Raw genomic sequence first — 16,096 nt, 5'->3', positions numbered from 1 at the left:
TTCTTGTCAAGTCACCGTTGATCTTGATTTCCGGCCGGATCTCTGCGACAGACGCGCTGCTTTGCCGGGGGGCGAACAACATCGAGAGGATGTTCACCCGTGTTGGATGCATTGTCGTATCAGTCGATCGGAACGGGCGCCGTCGCGCTCATCGTTGCTCGAGCTTTTTACGTACGCGTCAAGAAGGCGCCGGAGGGCAACGAGACGATGGCGCGCATCGCGCGTTACGTCCGCGAGGGGGCCATGGCCTTCCTTGCGCGCGAGTACAAAGTGCTCGCGGTGTACGCGACCGCGGTGTTCGTGCTGCTCGCGGCAACACTCGGCTTGCTGGCCGGTGGCGCGTTCGTGGCGGGGGCGTTCCTGTCCTTGATCGCGGGCTTCTTCGGTATGAAGGCCGCGACCTACGCCAACGTGCGCACCGCCGAAGCCGCGCGCGTCCACGGTAAGCCCACCGCGCTGGTCACCGCGCTCGATGGCGGCGCCGTGATGGGCCTGTGCGTGGCCGGTCTGGGCCTGCTCGGCCTGGGCGGCATCTACGCCATCTTCCGCAGCGACGAGCACCTCGCGACCATCGTGCACTCGTTCGCGGCCGGCGCGAGCTCGATCGCGCTCTTCGCGCGCATCGGCGGCGGCATCTACACGAAGGCCGCCGACGTCGGCGCCGACATCGTGGGCAAGGTCGAAGCGAACATCCCCGAAGACGATCCGCGCAACCCGGGCGTCATCGCGGACAACGTGGGCGACAACGTCGGCGACATCGCCGGCATGGGCGCCGACATCTACGAGAGCTACGTGGCCGCCGTCGTGGCCGCGATCGCGCTCGGGCTCACGATGCCCGTCGCGACCCTCCAGAAGCTCGCCCCGCAAATCACGGACGAGAAGACCTTGCGCTCGATGGCGGTCTCGCTCCCCATCCTGCTCGCGACCATCGGTCTGGGCATGTCGGTGGTGGGCATCTTCATCACGCGCATGATGAAGAACCTGCCGCCCGCGCGCGTCCTGCGCCTCGCGCTGATCCTTCCCCCGTTCTTGGTCGTGGCCGTCGCCGCCGTGTTCCTTCCGACGGCGGGCTTCAGCACCGGCGCCATCATCACCTTGGCGGCGGGCGCCGCGGGTGGCGCCATCGTGGGCCTGGTGACCGACTACTACACGTCGATGGGCCCCATTCACAAGGTGGCCGAGAGCTCCCTCACGGGTCCGGGCACCAACGTCATTCGCGGCCTCGCGGTCGGTCTCGAGAGTGTCGCCATCCCGCTCGCCACGCTGTGCGCGGTGGGTTGGGTCTCGAACGATCAGCTTGGCCTCTACGGCATCGCGCTCGCGGCCGTGGGCATGCTCGCCGGCACCGCCATCGTCATGACGGTCGACGCGTACGGCCCCATCGCCGACAACGGCGGCGGCATCTCGGAGATGGCGGGCCTCGGCAAAGACGTGCGCGCCATCACCGACGAGCTCGACGCCGTCGGCAACACCACCGCCGCCGTCGGCAAGGGCTTCGCCATCGGCTCCGCGGTGCTCACGGTCGTCGCGCTCTTCGCGGCCTTCAACATGGAGGTCAACGCGGTCCGCCAGGCCAAGGGCGGCGCGGACCTGGTGCTCTACCTCACCGACGCCAAGGTGCTCATGGGCATGCTCTTCGGCGCCATGCTCCCGTGCCTCGTCGGCGCCCTCACCATGACGGCCGTGGGCCGCGCGGCCGGCGCCATCGTCGAAGAGATTCGCCGTCAGTTCCGGGAGATCCCGGGGCTGCTCGAGGGCAAGGCCGGCGTCGACCCGCAGCCGAAGGTGATCGTCGACATCGCGACCTCCGCCGCGATCCGCGAGATGATCCTCCCCGGCGCCATCGCGGTGCTGGCGCCCGTCATCGTCGGCTTCCTCGCTGGTCCCGAGGTGCTCGCGGGCATGCTCGCGGGCGCGCTGGTGGTCGGCGCCGTGCTGTCGCTCTTGATGGCCAACGGCGGCGGCGCTTGGGACAACGCGAAGAAGCACATCGAAAAGGGCGGCCTCGATGGTCACGCCAAGGGCTCGGACGCGCACAAGGCCGCGGTCGTGGGCGACACGGTCGGCGATCCCTTCAAGGACACGTCCGGCCCCGGCATCTCGATCCTCATCAAGGTCATGGGCGTCGTCTCGCTCCTGATCGCCCCGCTCATCGCCTGATTCACGGGCTGCGCGCCCGAGGGCGCCGGTCCCACTCGCAACGAGGCCCCGTAGACCTTCGCCGGTCTTCGGGGCCTTCGGCGTTTGTTCCATGGCGTTCGCTCGGGCGCCCGCGGAAGCGCCATGGATGTCTCGGCCCAGGTTGACCTACGATTGTGCGCAACGCGGCGCCGCGCCGCTCCGAGATCCTTCTCGAGACGATACCACACGATGTCCGCCACCGAACCTTCACCGCCTGCCGCCGCGGCACCGACCCTCCGCCCGTACCAGCGCGAGGCCATCGACGCGGTGCTCTCCGCGCGCCGCCAAGGCGTGCGGCGCATGGTGGTGAGCTTGCCGACGGGCGCGGGAAAGACCGTCATCTTTTCGCACCTCGCGCGGGTGGCGCGCCGGCAAGTGCTGGTCATCGCGCACCGCGAGGAGCTGCTCGGACAAGCGCGCGACAAGATCGAACGCGCGATGCAAGGCCAAGCCGTGGTGGCCATCGAGCGCGGCGCCGAGCGCGCATCGAGCGGCGCCAAGGTGCTCGTGTGCTCCGTTCGCTCGCTCCACGAGGAGCGCTTGGCGCGGGTGATTCGCGGGCGCGACGTGGGCCTCGTCATCTACGACGAGTGCCACCACGCGGCAGCCGACGACAACCTGCGGGTGCTCCGCCAGCTCGGCGTCTTCGACGAAGGGTGGACGGGGACCCTCTTGGGCTTCACCGCCACCACCGAACGCGGCGACGGCAAAGGCCTCGACGAGGTGTTCGAGCGCATCGTGTACTCGCGCACCTTGCCCCAGATGATCGAGGACGGCTACCTCTGCACCTTGCGCGGCTTCCGCGTGGCCACCGACGCCGATCTTCGAAAGATCCGCGGCGGCGGCGCGGACTTTCCGGAGGAGGAGCTGGCGGAGGCCGTGGACATCGAAGAGCGCAACGCCGTCGTCGCCCGCTCGATTCAGGAGCTCGCGCGCGATCGACGGACCATCGCCTTCTGCGTCACCGTGGGCCACGCGCGCAACCTGGCGCGCTCCCTCAACGCGCTCGGCGTCCCCGCGGGCATCGTCCACGGCGCCATGCGAAGCGAGGATCGTGCGCGCGCGCTGGCAGACTTTCGCCGGGGGCACACCCAGGTGCTGACCAATGTGGCGGTGCTCATCGAGGGCTTCGACGATCCCGGCGTCTCCTGCATCGCCATGGCCCGTCCGACCCGCTCCGAGGGCCTCTACGCGCAGTGCGTGGGGCGCGGCACGCGGCTGTCCCCGGAGAAGAAAGACTGCCTGATCCTCGACTTCGTGGATCTCTCCGATCTGAGCCTCACGACATTGCCCTCGCTCTTCGGCGCGCCCCGCGATCTCGATCTGCGCGGCGGCGACGTCAACGAAGCGCGCCGCATTTGGGAGCAGATCCAGTTCGACCGCCCGGGGTTCGAGCTGGAGGCCGGCGCCCTGACCTTGCCCGAGATCCAAGATCGCGCGAAGGGGTTCGATCCGCTCACCTTGAAGACCAACGACGAGGTGCGCGCCATCTCGGCCAACGCGTGGTTCTCGCTCGGCCGCCATGGCGTGGGGCTGCACTTCGAAAAAAAGGCGGGGCGCCCCAGCGAAGCCCTGGTGCTGGTTCGCGGCGCCCGCGGCAAAAAATGGGAGGTGTCGGTCGACGGCAAGGTCGTCGACCGCTTCTCGCGCATGGAGGACGCCGTCGCCGCCGTCGACTACGAGATCGACCGCCGCGGACGCGCCACCGCCGCCTCCGCGCGGCACGAAGCTTCATGGCGCAGCGCACCGGCGCCCGCAACCATCGTGGAAGGGCTGCGCGCCAAGGTGCGCCCTACGCGATGGAGCGATGCGCTGCAGCTCGAGGTGTGGGAGCGGATTGTCGGTCGCTGATTTCGCGCAACCTTGTGGCAAGTCGGTCGACGCCAAATTTCAAGGTGTGCAGCAACTCGAGCCGCGCTAGAAGACGATGCGCGATCGAACGACACACGCGGCGATGCGTGTGCGCACCAAGGGCGAGGCACCATGTTCAAGTGGCTTATGGGTATGGCGACCTTTCTCGCCCTATGGCTGGTGGCTTCGATTGCACTGGCGTCGGTCCGTATTTCGAGAATCGAACCGAACTTCGGCCCGTCGAAGGGTGGCACCTCCGTCCGGATCCGTGGCTATGAGCTCAATCGAAGCTCCCGTGTCACCTTCGGAGGCGTCGCCATCGCCTCGACATTCGACGAGCAGACGAGGGATCTGGTGGTGTCGGCCCCTGCGTATGCCGGCAGCGATCCCGTACCGCGCTGGGTGCCCATCACCGTCTCGAATTCCAACGAAGAGAGCAGCACCTATTTGATGGCGTATCGCTACGACGATCGCATCCCCGTCATCGTCCGCTACGAGGTGACCCCGAATCCAGCACGTTACGGACAGCGTGTGACGCTCAAAGCGCACGTCACGCGCTCCGCGACCGGTCCCACCTTGCCAACGGGCCTGGTCCACTTCGTGGGGCGCACCGAATATGCATCCGCGCCCCTCGATGCGAATGGTGATGCCATCGCATCCTATATTCCGCCGACCACGTGGGACGACAGTCCCGTGGCCGTGTACGACGGCGACGCCGTTTATACCTGGGACGCATGGGGCACGAACTTCCGCATCGAGAGGGCCCAAACGACGACGGTGCTGATCTCCTCGGCCAATCCCTCGAAGGTCGGCACCCCCGTAACCCTCACCGTGACCGTGGCGGGCGCCGAACCTACGCCCAAAGCCCCAAGTGGCGAGATCCACCTCCGGTGGAGCTTATCGGGTTATACGTCGAAGCAGCTCGACGAGCACGGTCAGGCGACATTCACCTTCTCGGCCTTGTCCCCTTATGGGTTCAATTCTTACAGCGCCTACTACGTCGGCGACACGAACTTCTTCGCGAGCTCGACGAAGGAATCGCTCGTGCAGAGGGTCGAATTCTACCCGGCCACCTTGACCGTGAATCCCTCCCCGAGCGCGCCGACTTTCGGGACCCCGGTCACGTTCGACCTCCGCGTGGTGGGCGACGACGAAGGGATCCCCACCTCCGGCGGATTCTTCGTCTACGACGCCTTCAGCGGCACACGCGTCCCGCTAGGGGATGGAGTCCGAATCGACGCGAGCGGGAGGGCAACGTTCACGACCTCGCCGGACAAGCCTCTGGAGGCCGGGATGCATTCCATTTCGGTGGACTTCGGAGCGGACGACAAATACGGTTCGGCACGCACGTCGATGGGGTTGATGGTTGCCAAGGCACCAACCCGGACGTCGTTGACACCGAGCTGGGAATACGCAGGCCCTGGGGTGCACGTCACGCTGAAGGCCAGGGTCGCCTCGGACGTGACGCGAGGAACCCTCGATGGCACCGTCGCCTTTTTGGATGGCGAGACGAGCCTAGGCCACATCGCGGTTGCCAGCGATGGAACGGCGACCCTGAAGGCCACGAATCTCACCCCTGCGACCCACGCGATCGTCGCCGTCTACGAAGGCAATGCAAACTTCGACACGAGCCGTTCGGATTTGCTCGAGCTCGACATCAAACCTCCCGAGGTCGACGCGGGCGCCGATGGCAGCATCGTCCCAGACGCCGGGGGCGGCAACGTCCCTCGGACCGATGCAGGCACGACGGGGGGCAGCAACGGCGCCGCCAACGGCCAGGGAGAGTCGGGCGGGTGCACGGCATCGGGCGCACCCGCATCGGGCGCCGTTTCAGCGCTCGTCGGTCTCGGCTTCGCCCTCGCGTTCGCGCGTCGCCGGCGCCGCTGAGCGCGCGCGGCCCTTGCATCGAGTCAGGCCGTCATCCCGTTTAGAAAGAGCTCGAGCAGGGCGAGCAACGTCTCGAGCGCATCTTCCGCCGTAAAGTGCCCGGCATCGGGGAGCTCGATGACGGGCGAATCGGGGAAACCCAATCGAAACGCCGGAACGACATAGCGAGGTAGCAGCGCCGTGTCGTCTTCGCCAATCATCGTGGGGTCCTTCCTCGCGGGATCATCGTGTCCGCGAGGTGGACACCGTATTCGCCAAATAGGACGGACTCGATCCTACTTCGATAATCGGCATATCATCCTTCGTCGATACCGAACTCGACGAACGAATACCTGAACGAGGCGAGCGCGCGGGTCGGAGCCTTACTTCGTCGCCGTCACCTGCGCGCGCAGCTCCTGCTCCTTTTCGCGGAGCTCCCCGGAGGGATCGCTCGGCGCGAAGTCTTCGGGATCGAACACCTGGCGGATTTCGAGCACGGTGCCCTCGGGGAAGGGCGCGCGTGTGATCCATTCGATGGCTTCTTCCTTCGACTTCGTCTGAATCAACCAGAAGCCGGCGACCAGCTCCTTCGACTCCGTGAAGGGCCCGTCGGTGACGGTGGCCTTCTTCCCCGCGTTGAAACGGACGCGCGCGCCTTTGGAGGTCGGGTGGAGCCCCTCGCCGGCGAGCACCACGCCGGCCTTCACCATCTCCTCGTTGAACTTGCCCATCTCGGTGAGGAATTTCTCGTCCGGGAGAATGCCGGCCTCCGAGTCTTTGTCGCCCGGAACCAAAATCATGAATCGCATCGTCTTTATCTCCTCATCGCGTGAAGCAAGGGCTCCCGATCCGCATCGACCGGGGGGGCCGTCGCTCCTTCTATCGTCACGTCGATCGGCCCGCGCCAGGATCGACACCGCGATTTTCGATTTTCGCGGGGACATGGCGAACGAACGAGCGACCGACCGGCCTCGGCGTCGCGCGCGATTACTCGAAGAACGTGGGGACGATTTTCTTCACCTTCGCGAGGGAAGCGAGCGCGCAGATGCGCGACCATGACGAATCGGTGGTGGCCTCGTGGCGAGCGCTTGGGCAATCGCGCGACTTGTCGAGGGGGATCATGGTGAGCGTCTGGTGCGCGGAGTCGCATTGCGCGCGGCCCGCGGAGCCGGGATGAAACTCGGCCTGGGGCGCGATGGCTTTGATGGCGCAGCGGGTGGCCGTGTCGTTCGACTCCACGCATAGCTCGACATAGCCGTCGTTCTCGCATGCCTTGCACTGCGCGAACGCAATCTTTTCCGTGGGGCATGTGCCCGCCCCCACCGTCGGGACGCTACCGCAGGCCGACGCGTCGTACTTGGCGATGGGTGCACCCTTTCCGGTGGGCGCGCCGGGGGCACAGGCAGCCGCGGGCGACGGCTCGCCACCCGGCTGGGGCGCAGGGACCGGATCGAGGGGCGGTGGAGCTCCTGCGTCGGCGCCCGACGATACGCCCGTCGTATTTCGAGCCACGGACTCGGTGGCGCAGGCGCCGAGCGCACACGCGATACCTACGATGGCGCCCGCCATTGCAGCGCCGCCCGCCCATGCTCGAACCATCTGCCGAAGTGCGCGCATCCTCTCGTCCCTTGCCTTCGTTCCCGTTTCGTTCGCGTGCTCGTTTGCCTTCTACCCTTTACCATGGCATGGCCGAGGCTGTCGCTTTCCGTCGGCCGCGCCGTCGCTCCGCGGTTGCCGTCGCGCTTCGTTGAGGTCACCATGTGCTCCGCACCAAGGCGAGCCATGGAAGCCAACATTGCGGCACCTTTATCTCATTTGTCTCATTTGTCTCATTCGTCGCATTCATCCCCGCTAGCACCTGACCTCATCGCTCGCTTTGCCGCCATCGTCGGAAAGGCGAACTGCATTTTCGATCCCGAGCAGCTGCGCACCTACGAGTGCGACGCGCTCACCAGCTTCCGCGCACGGCCCGGCTTGGTCGTGCTGCCCGGAAGCGCTGCGGAGGTCGTCGACGTCGTCCGGCTCGCGCGCGATGCGGGCCTGCCCATCGTTCCGCGCGGCGCGGGGACCGGCCTCTCCGGCGGTGCCCTGCCCCACCCTGCGGGCATCCTCCTCGGGCTCTCGCGCATGCGGCGCATCCTCGCGATCGACTTCGACAACCAGTGGATGCGCGTGGAGCCGGGCGTGGTCAACCTGGAGATCTCCAAGCGCCTCGCGTCCCACGGTTACTATTACGCACCCGATCCTTCGTCGCAGCAGGTCTGCACCATCGGCGGCAATGTGGCCGAGAACTCCGGTGGAGCGCACTGTTTGAAATACGGATTCACCACCAACCACGTGCTGGGCGCCAAGGTGGTCCTCGCCGATGGCAACGTGGTCGAGCTCGGGGGCCCGGTGCTCGATCCCCTCGGCTACGACCTGCGCGGCGCGCTGGTGGGCAGCGAGGGTACGCTCGGCGTGGTCGTGGAGGTGGTGCTTCGAATCCTCCGCAAACCCGAGGCGACCCGCACCTTCTTTGCCACCTTTCCCTCGACCGACGAGGCCGGAGCGGCGGTGTCGCTCATCATCGCCGCCGGGATCGTGCCCGCGGCCATCGAAATGATGGACCGGCTGGCCATCGTCGCCATCAAGGCTGCCACCGGTGTCGACTGGCCCGATGTGGGCGCCGCGCTGCTCATGGACGTCGATGGAACGATCGCCGAGGTCGAGCACACCGCGGCCGAGGCCACGCGCTTTGCCAAGCAAGCCGGCGCCTTGGAGGTTCGCCTCCCGCGCGACGCGGCCGAGCGCGAAACCATGTGGCGCGGACGAAAGAGCGCGTTCGCAGCCATGGGGCGCATCAGCCCCAATTACGTCGTGCAAGACGGCGTCATCCCCCGCTCGGAGATCGCGCCGGTGCTGCGCGAGATCGAGCGGCTCGCCAGCGACGCGGGGCTGCGCATCGCCAACGTGTTCCACGCGGGCGATGGAAACCTGCACCCGCTGGTGCTCTACGACGCGGCCGTGCCGGGCCAAGAAGAATTGGCGGAGCGCACGGCGGGTGAGATCCTCAAAGTGTGCGTGCGCACCGGCGGCTCCATCACCGGCGAGCACGGCGTGGGCGCGGACAAGGCGCCCTACATGGCCGATATGTTCTCCGACGCCGATCTGGCCACCATGAACATGGTGCGCTGCGCCTTCGATCCCGAGTCGCGCATGAACCCCGGCAAAGTCTTCCCGACCCCGCGCCTTTGCGGCGACCGGCCCGGAAAATACGTCCCCCACGCCACCGAGACGGCCGGTCTCGCGGGGCGAGGCTGATCGCGTGGCCAACGTGACCGACGCGACCAACGCCGACGCGGCGGAAGGAGCCGAAGGGACCCGCGCCACCGCCGTGGTCGCGCACCCCGCGCACGCGCGCGACGCCATCCTGGGCGTCGCCCCGCGCATGACGTATGCGCCAGAGAGCGCCGAGGCGTGCGCCGGTGTGATGGCCGAGTGCGCCCGCGAACGTCTGCGCGTGGGGTTCATCGGCGGCGGCACCGAGCTGTCGCTGGGGTACCCGCCCGAGGGCCTCGACGCCGTGATCCGCACGGGCGCCATGCGCCGCGTGCTGGAGTATGCGCCGGCCGACATGGTGATCGCCGTCGAAGCGGGCGTGACGCTCGCCGAGCTGCAAGCGGTGACCCGCGCCGAGCGGCAGATGCTCGCCCTCGATGCGCCCTTTCCGGAGCGCGCCACCCTGGGCGGATTGGTCGCGACCGGCGCCTTCGGCCCGCGACGCGCGCGTTACGGCGCCGTGCGCGACGTGATCATCGGCGTCACCTTGGTGCGCGCCGACGGCGTGGTGGCGCGCGGCGGCGGAAAGGTCGTCAAGAACGTGGCCGGCTTCGACCTCCCCAAGGTGGCGTGCGGCGCGCTGGGCACCCTGGGGCTCGTGGCCACGGCGACGTTCCGCCTTCATCCTTTGCCGGATGCCACCGCGACCGCCCTCTTCGCCGGACTGCCGCCGGACGCCATCGTCGCGCTCGTGGGGCGCATGCGCCAAGCGCAGCTCGAGCCGAGCAGCGTGGTGGCCATCGCCGAAGGCGCCGCGGGCTCTTTCGATCTGGGCGTTCGCTTCGAGGGCTTCGACCAGGGCGTCGCGCATCAAATGAAGCGCGTCGCCGAGCTGGACGCGGCGCACCCGCTCTCCGACGACGACGCCGCCTCCTTTTGGACGCGCCACGACCGCGCGCGCGACGGCGCGCTTCGGATCAAGCTCGCGGCGCTCCCCTCGCAGCTGCCCGCGGTCGCCGCGCGGGTGGCGCCGCTCATGGACGCGCTGCACGGCGGTACGTTCGCGTGGTACGCGACCTTGGGCCTCGGCTTCGTTGGGGGCACGGTGGCCGATCCCGAAGCCGCCGCCGCGGCCATGCAGCGCGCGCGCGAGGCGCTCACCGCCGAGGGGGGCTCGCTGGTGGTGATCGACGCGCCCTCGGCGGTGCGTGCCCACGTGGATCCCTGGGGGCCGAAGCCGGGCTCGTTCCCCGTCATGGCGGAGCTCAAACAGCGCTTCGACCCGGAGCGAAGGCTCAACCCGGGCCGCTTCCTCGGAGGCTTGTAGATGCCGGATCGCAAACTCATCAACGAGTGCGTCCACTGCGGGTTCTGTCTCCCCACGTGCCCGACGTACCAGTCGTGGGGCGAGGAGATGGACTCCCCGCGCGGCCGCATCTACCTCATGAAGGCGCTGGCCGAAGAGAGAGCCCCGCTGTCGTCCACGGTCGTAGGTCACTTCGACCAGTGCCTCGGGTGCATGGCGTGCGTTACCGCGTGCCCCTCGGGCGTCAAGTACGACGCCTTGATCGAGCAGACGCGCGCCGAGATCGAGCGATCGCACCCGCGCTCGCCCGGCGATCGATGGCTGCGCGCGATGATCTTCGCCCTCTTTCCCCATCCGCGAAGGCTCGCCATCGTGGTGCTCTTGCAACTCATTTACGTCAAGATGGGCCTGCGCTGGCTCGTCCACGCGCTCGGCATCCCTCGCCTGCTCCCGCCCCGGCTGCGAAACCTCGAGGCGCTGATGCCGCCGGTCTCGGCGCGTCAGTTGGTCGCCAAGCTGCCGGCCGCGTCCCCCGCCAAGGGCCCCGCGCGCGCCAAGGTGGCGCTCCTCGCGGGCTGCGTGCAGCGCGTCTATTTCCCGGCCGTCAACGAAGCGACGGTGCGCGTCCTCACGGCCGAGGGGTGCGACGTGATCGTACCGCCCGATCTCGGCTGCTGCGGCGCCCTGTCCGTGCACTCCGGCCGCGACGAGGAGGCACGCCGCTTTGCGCGCGCCGCCATCGCGGCCCTGGAGCGCACGGGGGTCTCGGTCATCGTGGTGAACGCCGCCGGCTGCGGCTCGTCGATGAAAGAGTGGGGCCGGCTCTTGGCGGGCGATCCCGAGTGGGCCGAGCGCGCCGAGGCCATGGCCGCCAAGGTCAAAGACGTGAGCGAGTGGCTCGCCGAGCTGGGACCCGTCGCGCCGCGTCACCCACTCGCGCTCAAAATCGCTTACCACGACGCCTGCCACCTGGCGCACGCGCAGCGGATTCGCGCCCAGCCGCGGGCACTCTTGCGCGCCATCCCCGGCCTGGAGCTCACGGAGATCGCCGACGCCGATCAGTGCTGCGGCAGCGCCGGAATTTACAACTTGGTGCAGCCGGAGAGCGCACGCGAAATCGGCCAGCGCAAGGTCGACAATGTCCTCGCCGCCGCGCCGGAGCTCTTGGTGAGCGCCAACCCCGGCTGCACGTTGCAAATCCGCATGCTGCTGGAGGAGCGCGGCCTAGGAGCTACGATCCGAACGGCGCACCCCATCGAGCTCCTCGATGCCTCGATCCGAGGCGGAGACTCGTCCACCACGTAAAGCGCGACGTCTGCGAAGACGTATCGGTCGCAGATGTTGTTCAAACACCTCGCCGAGCTTCGCGGCGCTTCGACGAGCTTCGCGGAGGCTCGCCGAGCTTCGCCGAGGACCACGCTCGCGGCACCTCGTCCGATCGACGCAGCTGCCATCGCGATCTATGCAAGACTCTCGGCGCATGGAACCGAAGATTCGACGCCTTGCGTCCGATGTACGTCGGAGCTCCGAGCTCGATTCGAACGGAGACAAAGAGCGTCGCGCCGGAACCTATACGGTCACGGATGGCCACCGCGCGGTGAGCCACGACACGACGCTCTCGTCGGCCATGCTCCCCGCGCTGGAGCCCGAGCCGGGCTGGCGCCTCGGGGGAGTCGACGGAAAGAGGTTCGAGCTCCTCGAGCGCTTGGGCGGCGGCGGAATGTCCGTCGTCTTCCTCGCGCGCGACGTGGTGCTCGATCGCATGGTCGCCATCAAGTTTCTCACCAACGACGCGCTCGGCAACGACGAGGGCTTCGAGCGCCTGCAGCTCGAGGCGCGCGCGTGCGCCCGGCTCAATCACGAGAACATCGTGCGCCTGTTCGACATGGGCATGGATCGAGGGCTCCCCTTTCTCGTCATGGAGCACCTCGAGGGCCGCCCCCTCGACGCCATCGTCCGCGATGACGGCGTCGACGCGCGGCGCGCCGTTCGCATCATGATCGACGTCGCGAAAGGGCTCGCGCAAGCGCACCGCGCGGGCATCCTGCACCGCGATCTCAAGCCGAGCAATGTCTTCATTGGAAAGGACGGGGTGGCGAAGATCCTCGACTTCGGCGTGGCGATGATGACCCACGGCCCCGGCGCCATGGCCAACGGCGTGTGGGGAACCCCGCGCTACATGTCCCCCGAACAATGGAGGGCCGAGGTGCAGGATTGCCGCACGGACATCTGGGCCGCCGGCGTCATGTTCTTCGAGCTCTTGACGGGCATCGCCCCCTTCGACGGCGCCAACATCTCCGAGATCCGCGGCGTGGTGATCTCCCCCGATCCCGCGCCCTCCCTGCGCGCCCTGCGGCCGGAGATGCTGGAGGAAGCCGACCATGTGGCGCAGCGGGCCATGACGAAGAGCCCCGCCGAGCGCTTCGGCACCGCCGACGAGCTGCTCGACGCGCTGGTGAAGCTGGAGGTCGCCCTCGCGCAGGCCATGCGCGTTCGCGACGAAGAGGTCGGGGGCCGCGCGCGGCCGAAGCCGGAGATGCGGCAGGTGACCGTGGTGTCGTGCACCCTCGACGGCCTCCCCGAGCTCCCCGGTGAGCCGGGCCTCGACGAGCTGGCCGCCTCGCTCGACGACTTCTTCGACATTTGCTCGACCGTCGTTCGCGAGCTCGAGGGGACGGTGCTGTCCCTCATCGGACCGCATTTTCTAGCGTGCTTCGGCTATCCCACGGCCCACGAGGACAACGCCCCCCGCGCGCTGCGCGCCGCCTCCCTCATCGTCGATGCCTTGCAGGCGGAGCGCGGCGTGCGCATCGGGATCGCCACCAGCCTCTCCATCGTGCGGCACACGGAGAGCATCACGGCGCCGGTGGCGCTCCAGGCCGACGCGCTCCACATGGCGCAGTCGCTCGAACGCCGCGCAGGGCGCAACGAGATCCTGATCGGGGAGGTCACCGAAGCGTTGGTGCGGAGCACCTTCGAGCTCGAGCCGAGCGGGGAGACGCGGACCGACGGCCGCGCGCGGCCCCAGCGCACCTACCGCGTCCTCCGGCCCAAAGCGACCCGGTTCCAGTGGGTCACCGGCACCACCTCCACCCCCCTCGTGGGGCGCGAGCACGAGCTCGAGCAGCTGCGCGAGCTCTCGGGCCGCGCGGAGGCGGGCAAAGGTCAATTCGTATGGATCGCGGGCGAAGCGGGCATCGGCAAATCGCGCATCATCGCCCAGCACCTCGAGGGGCTCGCGCCCCAATCGCGATCCATCGTGCGATGCCAGTGCTGGCCGCATTTCCAGAACAGCGCGCTCGAGCCCATCCTCGATGGCCTCTTGCGGACGATGGGCCTGCGCCGCGACGCCTCCGCCGAGGAGAAGATCCAGCTCCTCGAGCGCATCCTCGCCGAGGCCTCGCTCTCGCTGCCGGATCACGTCCCGCTGCTCGCGCGCTTCTTGGGCGTCTCGACCGCCGAGCGCGACGCGATCTCGTTCACCAGCCCCGCGCTGCTCGAGCGGCGCATGCGCAACGTGCTGGTGACCCTCCTCGAGCGCGCGTCCGCGCAAAAGCCCCTGGTCCTGGTGGTGGAGGACGCGCACTGGAGCGACACCTCGACCCTCGATCTGCTCGACGTGCTCCTCGGCCGCATGAGCGCCACCCGCACCATGGTGATCGTCACCGCCCGGCCCGAGCTCGATCCGCCGTGGCCTCGCGCATCGCACCTGCATCGCATCGCCCTCGGCAGGCTCTCGTCCGAGCAGACCAGCACCATGGTCGCGTGGGCCAGCCAAGGGCGCAGCCTGCCCACCCCCATCGTCGAACAGCTGGTGCAGCGGACCGACGGCGTGCCGCTCTTCGTCGAGGAGCTCACGCGCAGCGTGGCCGATGCCTTCCACGAGGCCGAGCAGCGCGGCGAGGTCCTCTCCCCCGATGCGTTCGCGTCCGGGACCATCCCGCGCACCCTCGAGGGCCTGCTCCGCGCTCGCCTGGGCGCCCTGCCGAGGGAGGGTCGCGACGTCGCGTGCGTCGCCGCCGTGCTGGGCCGCGACGCCACCTACGAGGTGATCCGCGCCATCTCCGAGCTGGGCGAAGAGTCGGTGCGCGTCGGTCTCATGCAGCTGGTCGAGACGGGGATCCTCCAACGGCAAGCGCAGGGCACCGTCACGTCGTACGCGTTCAAGCACGCCCTGGTCCGCGAGGCCGCGTATCAATCGCTGGTCAAAAACGAGCGCCGCAACGTTCACCTGCGCGCGGCCGACACCCTCGTCGCGCGCTTCCCCGAGATCGTCGCACGGAATCCGGAGGTGGTGGCCTCGCATTTCATGGAGGCCGGCCGCCACGAGCAGGCGGTGACCTACTTCGAAAAGGCCGGCGAGCACGCGTCCGAGCGCTTGGCCAACATCGACGCCGCCGCGCACTACGCGCACGCCATCGCGCAGCTGCGCATGCTCGCCGAGGGCGAGGCGCGCGACCGGCGCGAGCTCGGCTTGCAGCTCGCGCGCGGCATGGCGCTCATGGCGGCCAAGGGGTCCGAATCTCCGGAGGCGCAAGCGCCTTACGCGCGCGTCCGCGAGCTCGCGCCCAGGGTGCCGATGCGCGACGCCGGATCGTTTCAATCGATGTTCGGGCTCAATCAATTTTACCTGGTCGCGGGCGATATCGCCTCCGCCACCGAGGTCGCGCGCCACATCGTCGCGCTGGCCGACGAGGCCGGCAACGACGATATGGCGATGATCGCGCGCACCGCCCTCGGACCATGCCTGACGTTCTTCGGGCACTTCGTGGAGGCCCGCGACTGCCTCGCGGCGGGGCACGCCCTGTACGACCTCCGCAAGCATGGAAAGCTGGCCATGCGCCTGGGGTTCGACTCGGGCGTCTCCACGGGAATGCTCCTCTCCGAGGTGCTTTGGTACCTGGGCCACCCCGATCGCGCCCTCGAGCAGGCGCGCGCGGCGGTGACCATCGCGCGGGCGGTGGAGCACCCCTTCAGCATCGCGGGCAGTATGAGCTCCTTGGGCAATTGTTACGGCAATCGCGGAGACTACGGCGCACTGCGACGCGTGGCCGACGAGGTCCACGCCATCTCCGAGAAGCACGGGCTCGATGCGTCCCTGGCCGTGGCGAAGGTCAGCCGGGCATGGGCCCGGGTCGGCGCGGGCGACCACACCGCCATCGCGGAGCTGGAAGAGGGCGTGAGCATCTACCGCGCGGGGAGGATCCGCGTGCGCTTTGCGTATCCGCTCTCCGTGCTCGCGTGGGCCCAATGGCGCGCGGGCGAGCTCGACGACGCCCTGCGCACCCTCGACGAAATGGCGGAGTTCATCGCCTCCACCGGGGAGCGCGAGCTCGAGGCCGAGATGCTCCGCTTGCGCGGCGAGGTGCTGCTGGCGTCGGGATCCGAGCCCTCCCTCGCCGCGGACTGCTTCGAGCGCGGCCGGATCATCGCCCGCCAGCAAGGCGCGCGTGCGCTGGAGCTCCGGCTCGCCTACGGCCAGGCGCGCCTTCCGATGGATGCATCACGTCGCGACGTCGCGAAGGAGAGGCTCACCTCCGTTGTCGATTCGTTCACCGAGGGACTCGATACGCTCGACCTTCGACTGGCGCGCGAGCTCCTCGCGACGCTTTGAGCGCCCGAGGAGCTCCTCCT

General features: G+C 68.5%; 10 protein-coding genes. 7 read left to right on the top strand and 3 right to left on the bottom strand.

The genetic code is table 11. The annotated features are described in order from the left end of the window. Positions 1 to 99 precede the first annotated feature (99 nt). The 3 genes from LZC94_01565 (at position 100) to LZC94_01555 (ending at position 5,919) form a co-directional block, all read left to right on the top strand. Positions 100 to 2,160, top strand: coding sequence for a sodium-translocating pyrophosphatase (locus tag LZC94_01565; GenBank protein ID WXB15968.1), 2,061 nt, complete (start codon positions 100 to 102; stop codon positions 2,158 to 2,160). A gap of 210 nt (positions 2,161 to 2,370) precedes the next feature. Continuing rightward, positions 2,371 to 4,032 (top strand): DEAD/DEAH box helicase, encoded by a 1,662-nt coding sequence (locus LZC94_01560; protein ID WXB15967.1) that lies wholly within the window; start codon positions 2,371 to 2,373, stop codon positions 4,030 to 4,032. Positions 4,033 to 4,164: 132 nt separating this feature from the next. Beyond that, positions 4,165 to 5,919 carry an Ig-like domain repeat protein gene (locus LZC94_01555; GenBank protein ID WXB15966.1) on the top strand — a complete coding sequence of 585 codons (1,755 nt, stop codon included), beginning with the start codon at positions 4,165 to 4,167 and terminating at the stop codon, positions 5,917 to 5,919. 23 nt (positions 5,920 to 5,942) lie between these two features. On the opposite strand, the gene LZC94_01550 is transcribed toward LZC94_01555, so the two are convergent. The 3 genes from LZC94_01550 to LZC94_01540 all read right to left on the bottom strand — a co-directional run bounded on the left by LZC94_01550 (position 5,943) and on the right by LZC94_01540 (position 7,515). Further along, a complete protein-coding gene (locus tag LZC94_01550; protein WXB15965.1) occupies positions 5,943 to 6,119 on the bottom strand; it encodes a hypothetical protein in 177 nt (58 codons plus the stop codon). A gap of 162 nt (positions 6,120 to 6,281) precedes the next feature. Then, positions 6,282 to 6,707, bottom strand: a complete 426-nt coding sequence (locus LZC94_01545; protein WXB15964.1) for a YciI family protein — start codon at positions 6,705 to 6,707, stop codon at positions 6,282 to 6,284. Positions 6,708 to 6,885: 178 nt separating this feature from the next. Then, positions 6,886 to 7,515 (bottom strand): hypothetical protein, encoded by a 630-nt coding sequence (locus LZC94_01540; protein ID WXB15963.1) that lies wholly within the window; start codon positions 7,513 to 7,515, stop codon positions 6,886 to 6,888. A gap of 207 nt (positions 7,516 to 7,722) precedes the next feature. Between LZC94_01540 and LZC94_01535 the strand changes: the two genes are divergently transcribed. The 4 genes from LZC94_01535 to LZC94_01520 all read left to right on the top strand — a co-directional run bounded on the left by LZC94_01535 (position 7,723) and on the right by LZC94_01520 (position 16,076). Further along, positions 7,723 to 9,198: an FAD-binding protein gene (locus LZC94_01535; GenBank protein ID WXB15962.1), complete on the top strand. Its 1,476-nt coding sequence runs from the start codon at positions 7,723 to 7,725 to the stop codon at positions 9,196 to 9,198. Positions 9,199 to 9,202: 4 nt separating this feature from the next. Next, a complete protein-coding gene (locus LZC94_01530) occupies positions 9,203 to 10,483 on the top strand; it encodes an FAD-binding oxidoreductase (GenBank protein ID WXB15961.1) in 1,281 nt (426 codons plus the stop codon). Then, the gene (locus LZC94_01525) at positions 10,484 to 11,767 is read left to right on the top strand and encodes a 4Fe-4S dicluster domain-containing protein (protein ID WXB15960.1); all 1,284 of its coding nucleotides are present in this window, start codon (positions 10,484 to 10,486) and stop codon (positions 11,765 to 11,767) included. A gap of 175 nt (positions 11,768 to 11,942) precedes the next feature. Then, a complete protein-coding gene (locus tag LZC94_01520; GenBank protein ID WXB15959.1) occupies positions 11,943 to 16,076 on the top strand; it encodes a protein kinase in 4,134 nt (1,377 codons plus the stop codon). The last annotated feature ends 20 nt before the right edge of the window (positions 16,077 to 16,096 follow it).

The sequence above is a fragment of the Sorangiineae bacterium MSr11954 genome (assembly GCA_037157815.1).
Classification (GTDB): domain Bacteria; phylum Myxococcota_A; class Polyangia; order Polyangiales; family Polyangiaceae; genus Pendulispora; species Pendulispora albinea.
Note: the sequence above shows the minus strand (reverse complement) of the source record. Positions and strands in the feature narration are given on the sequence as shown.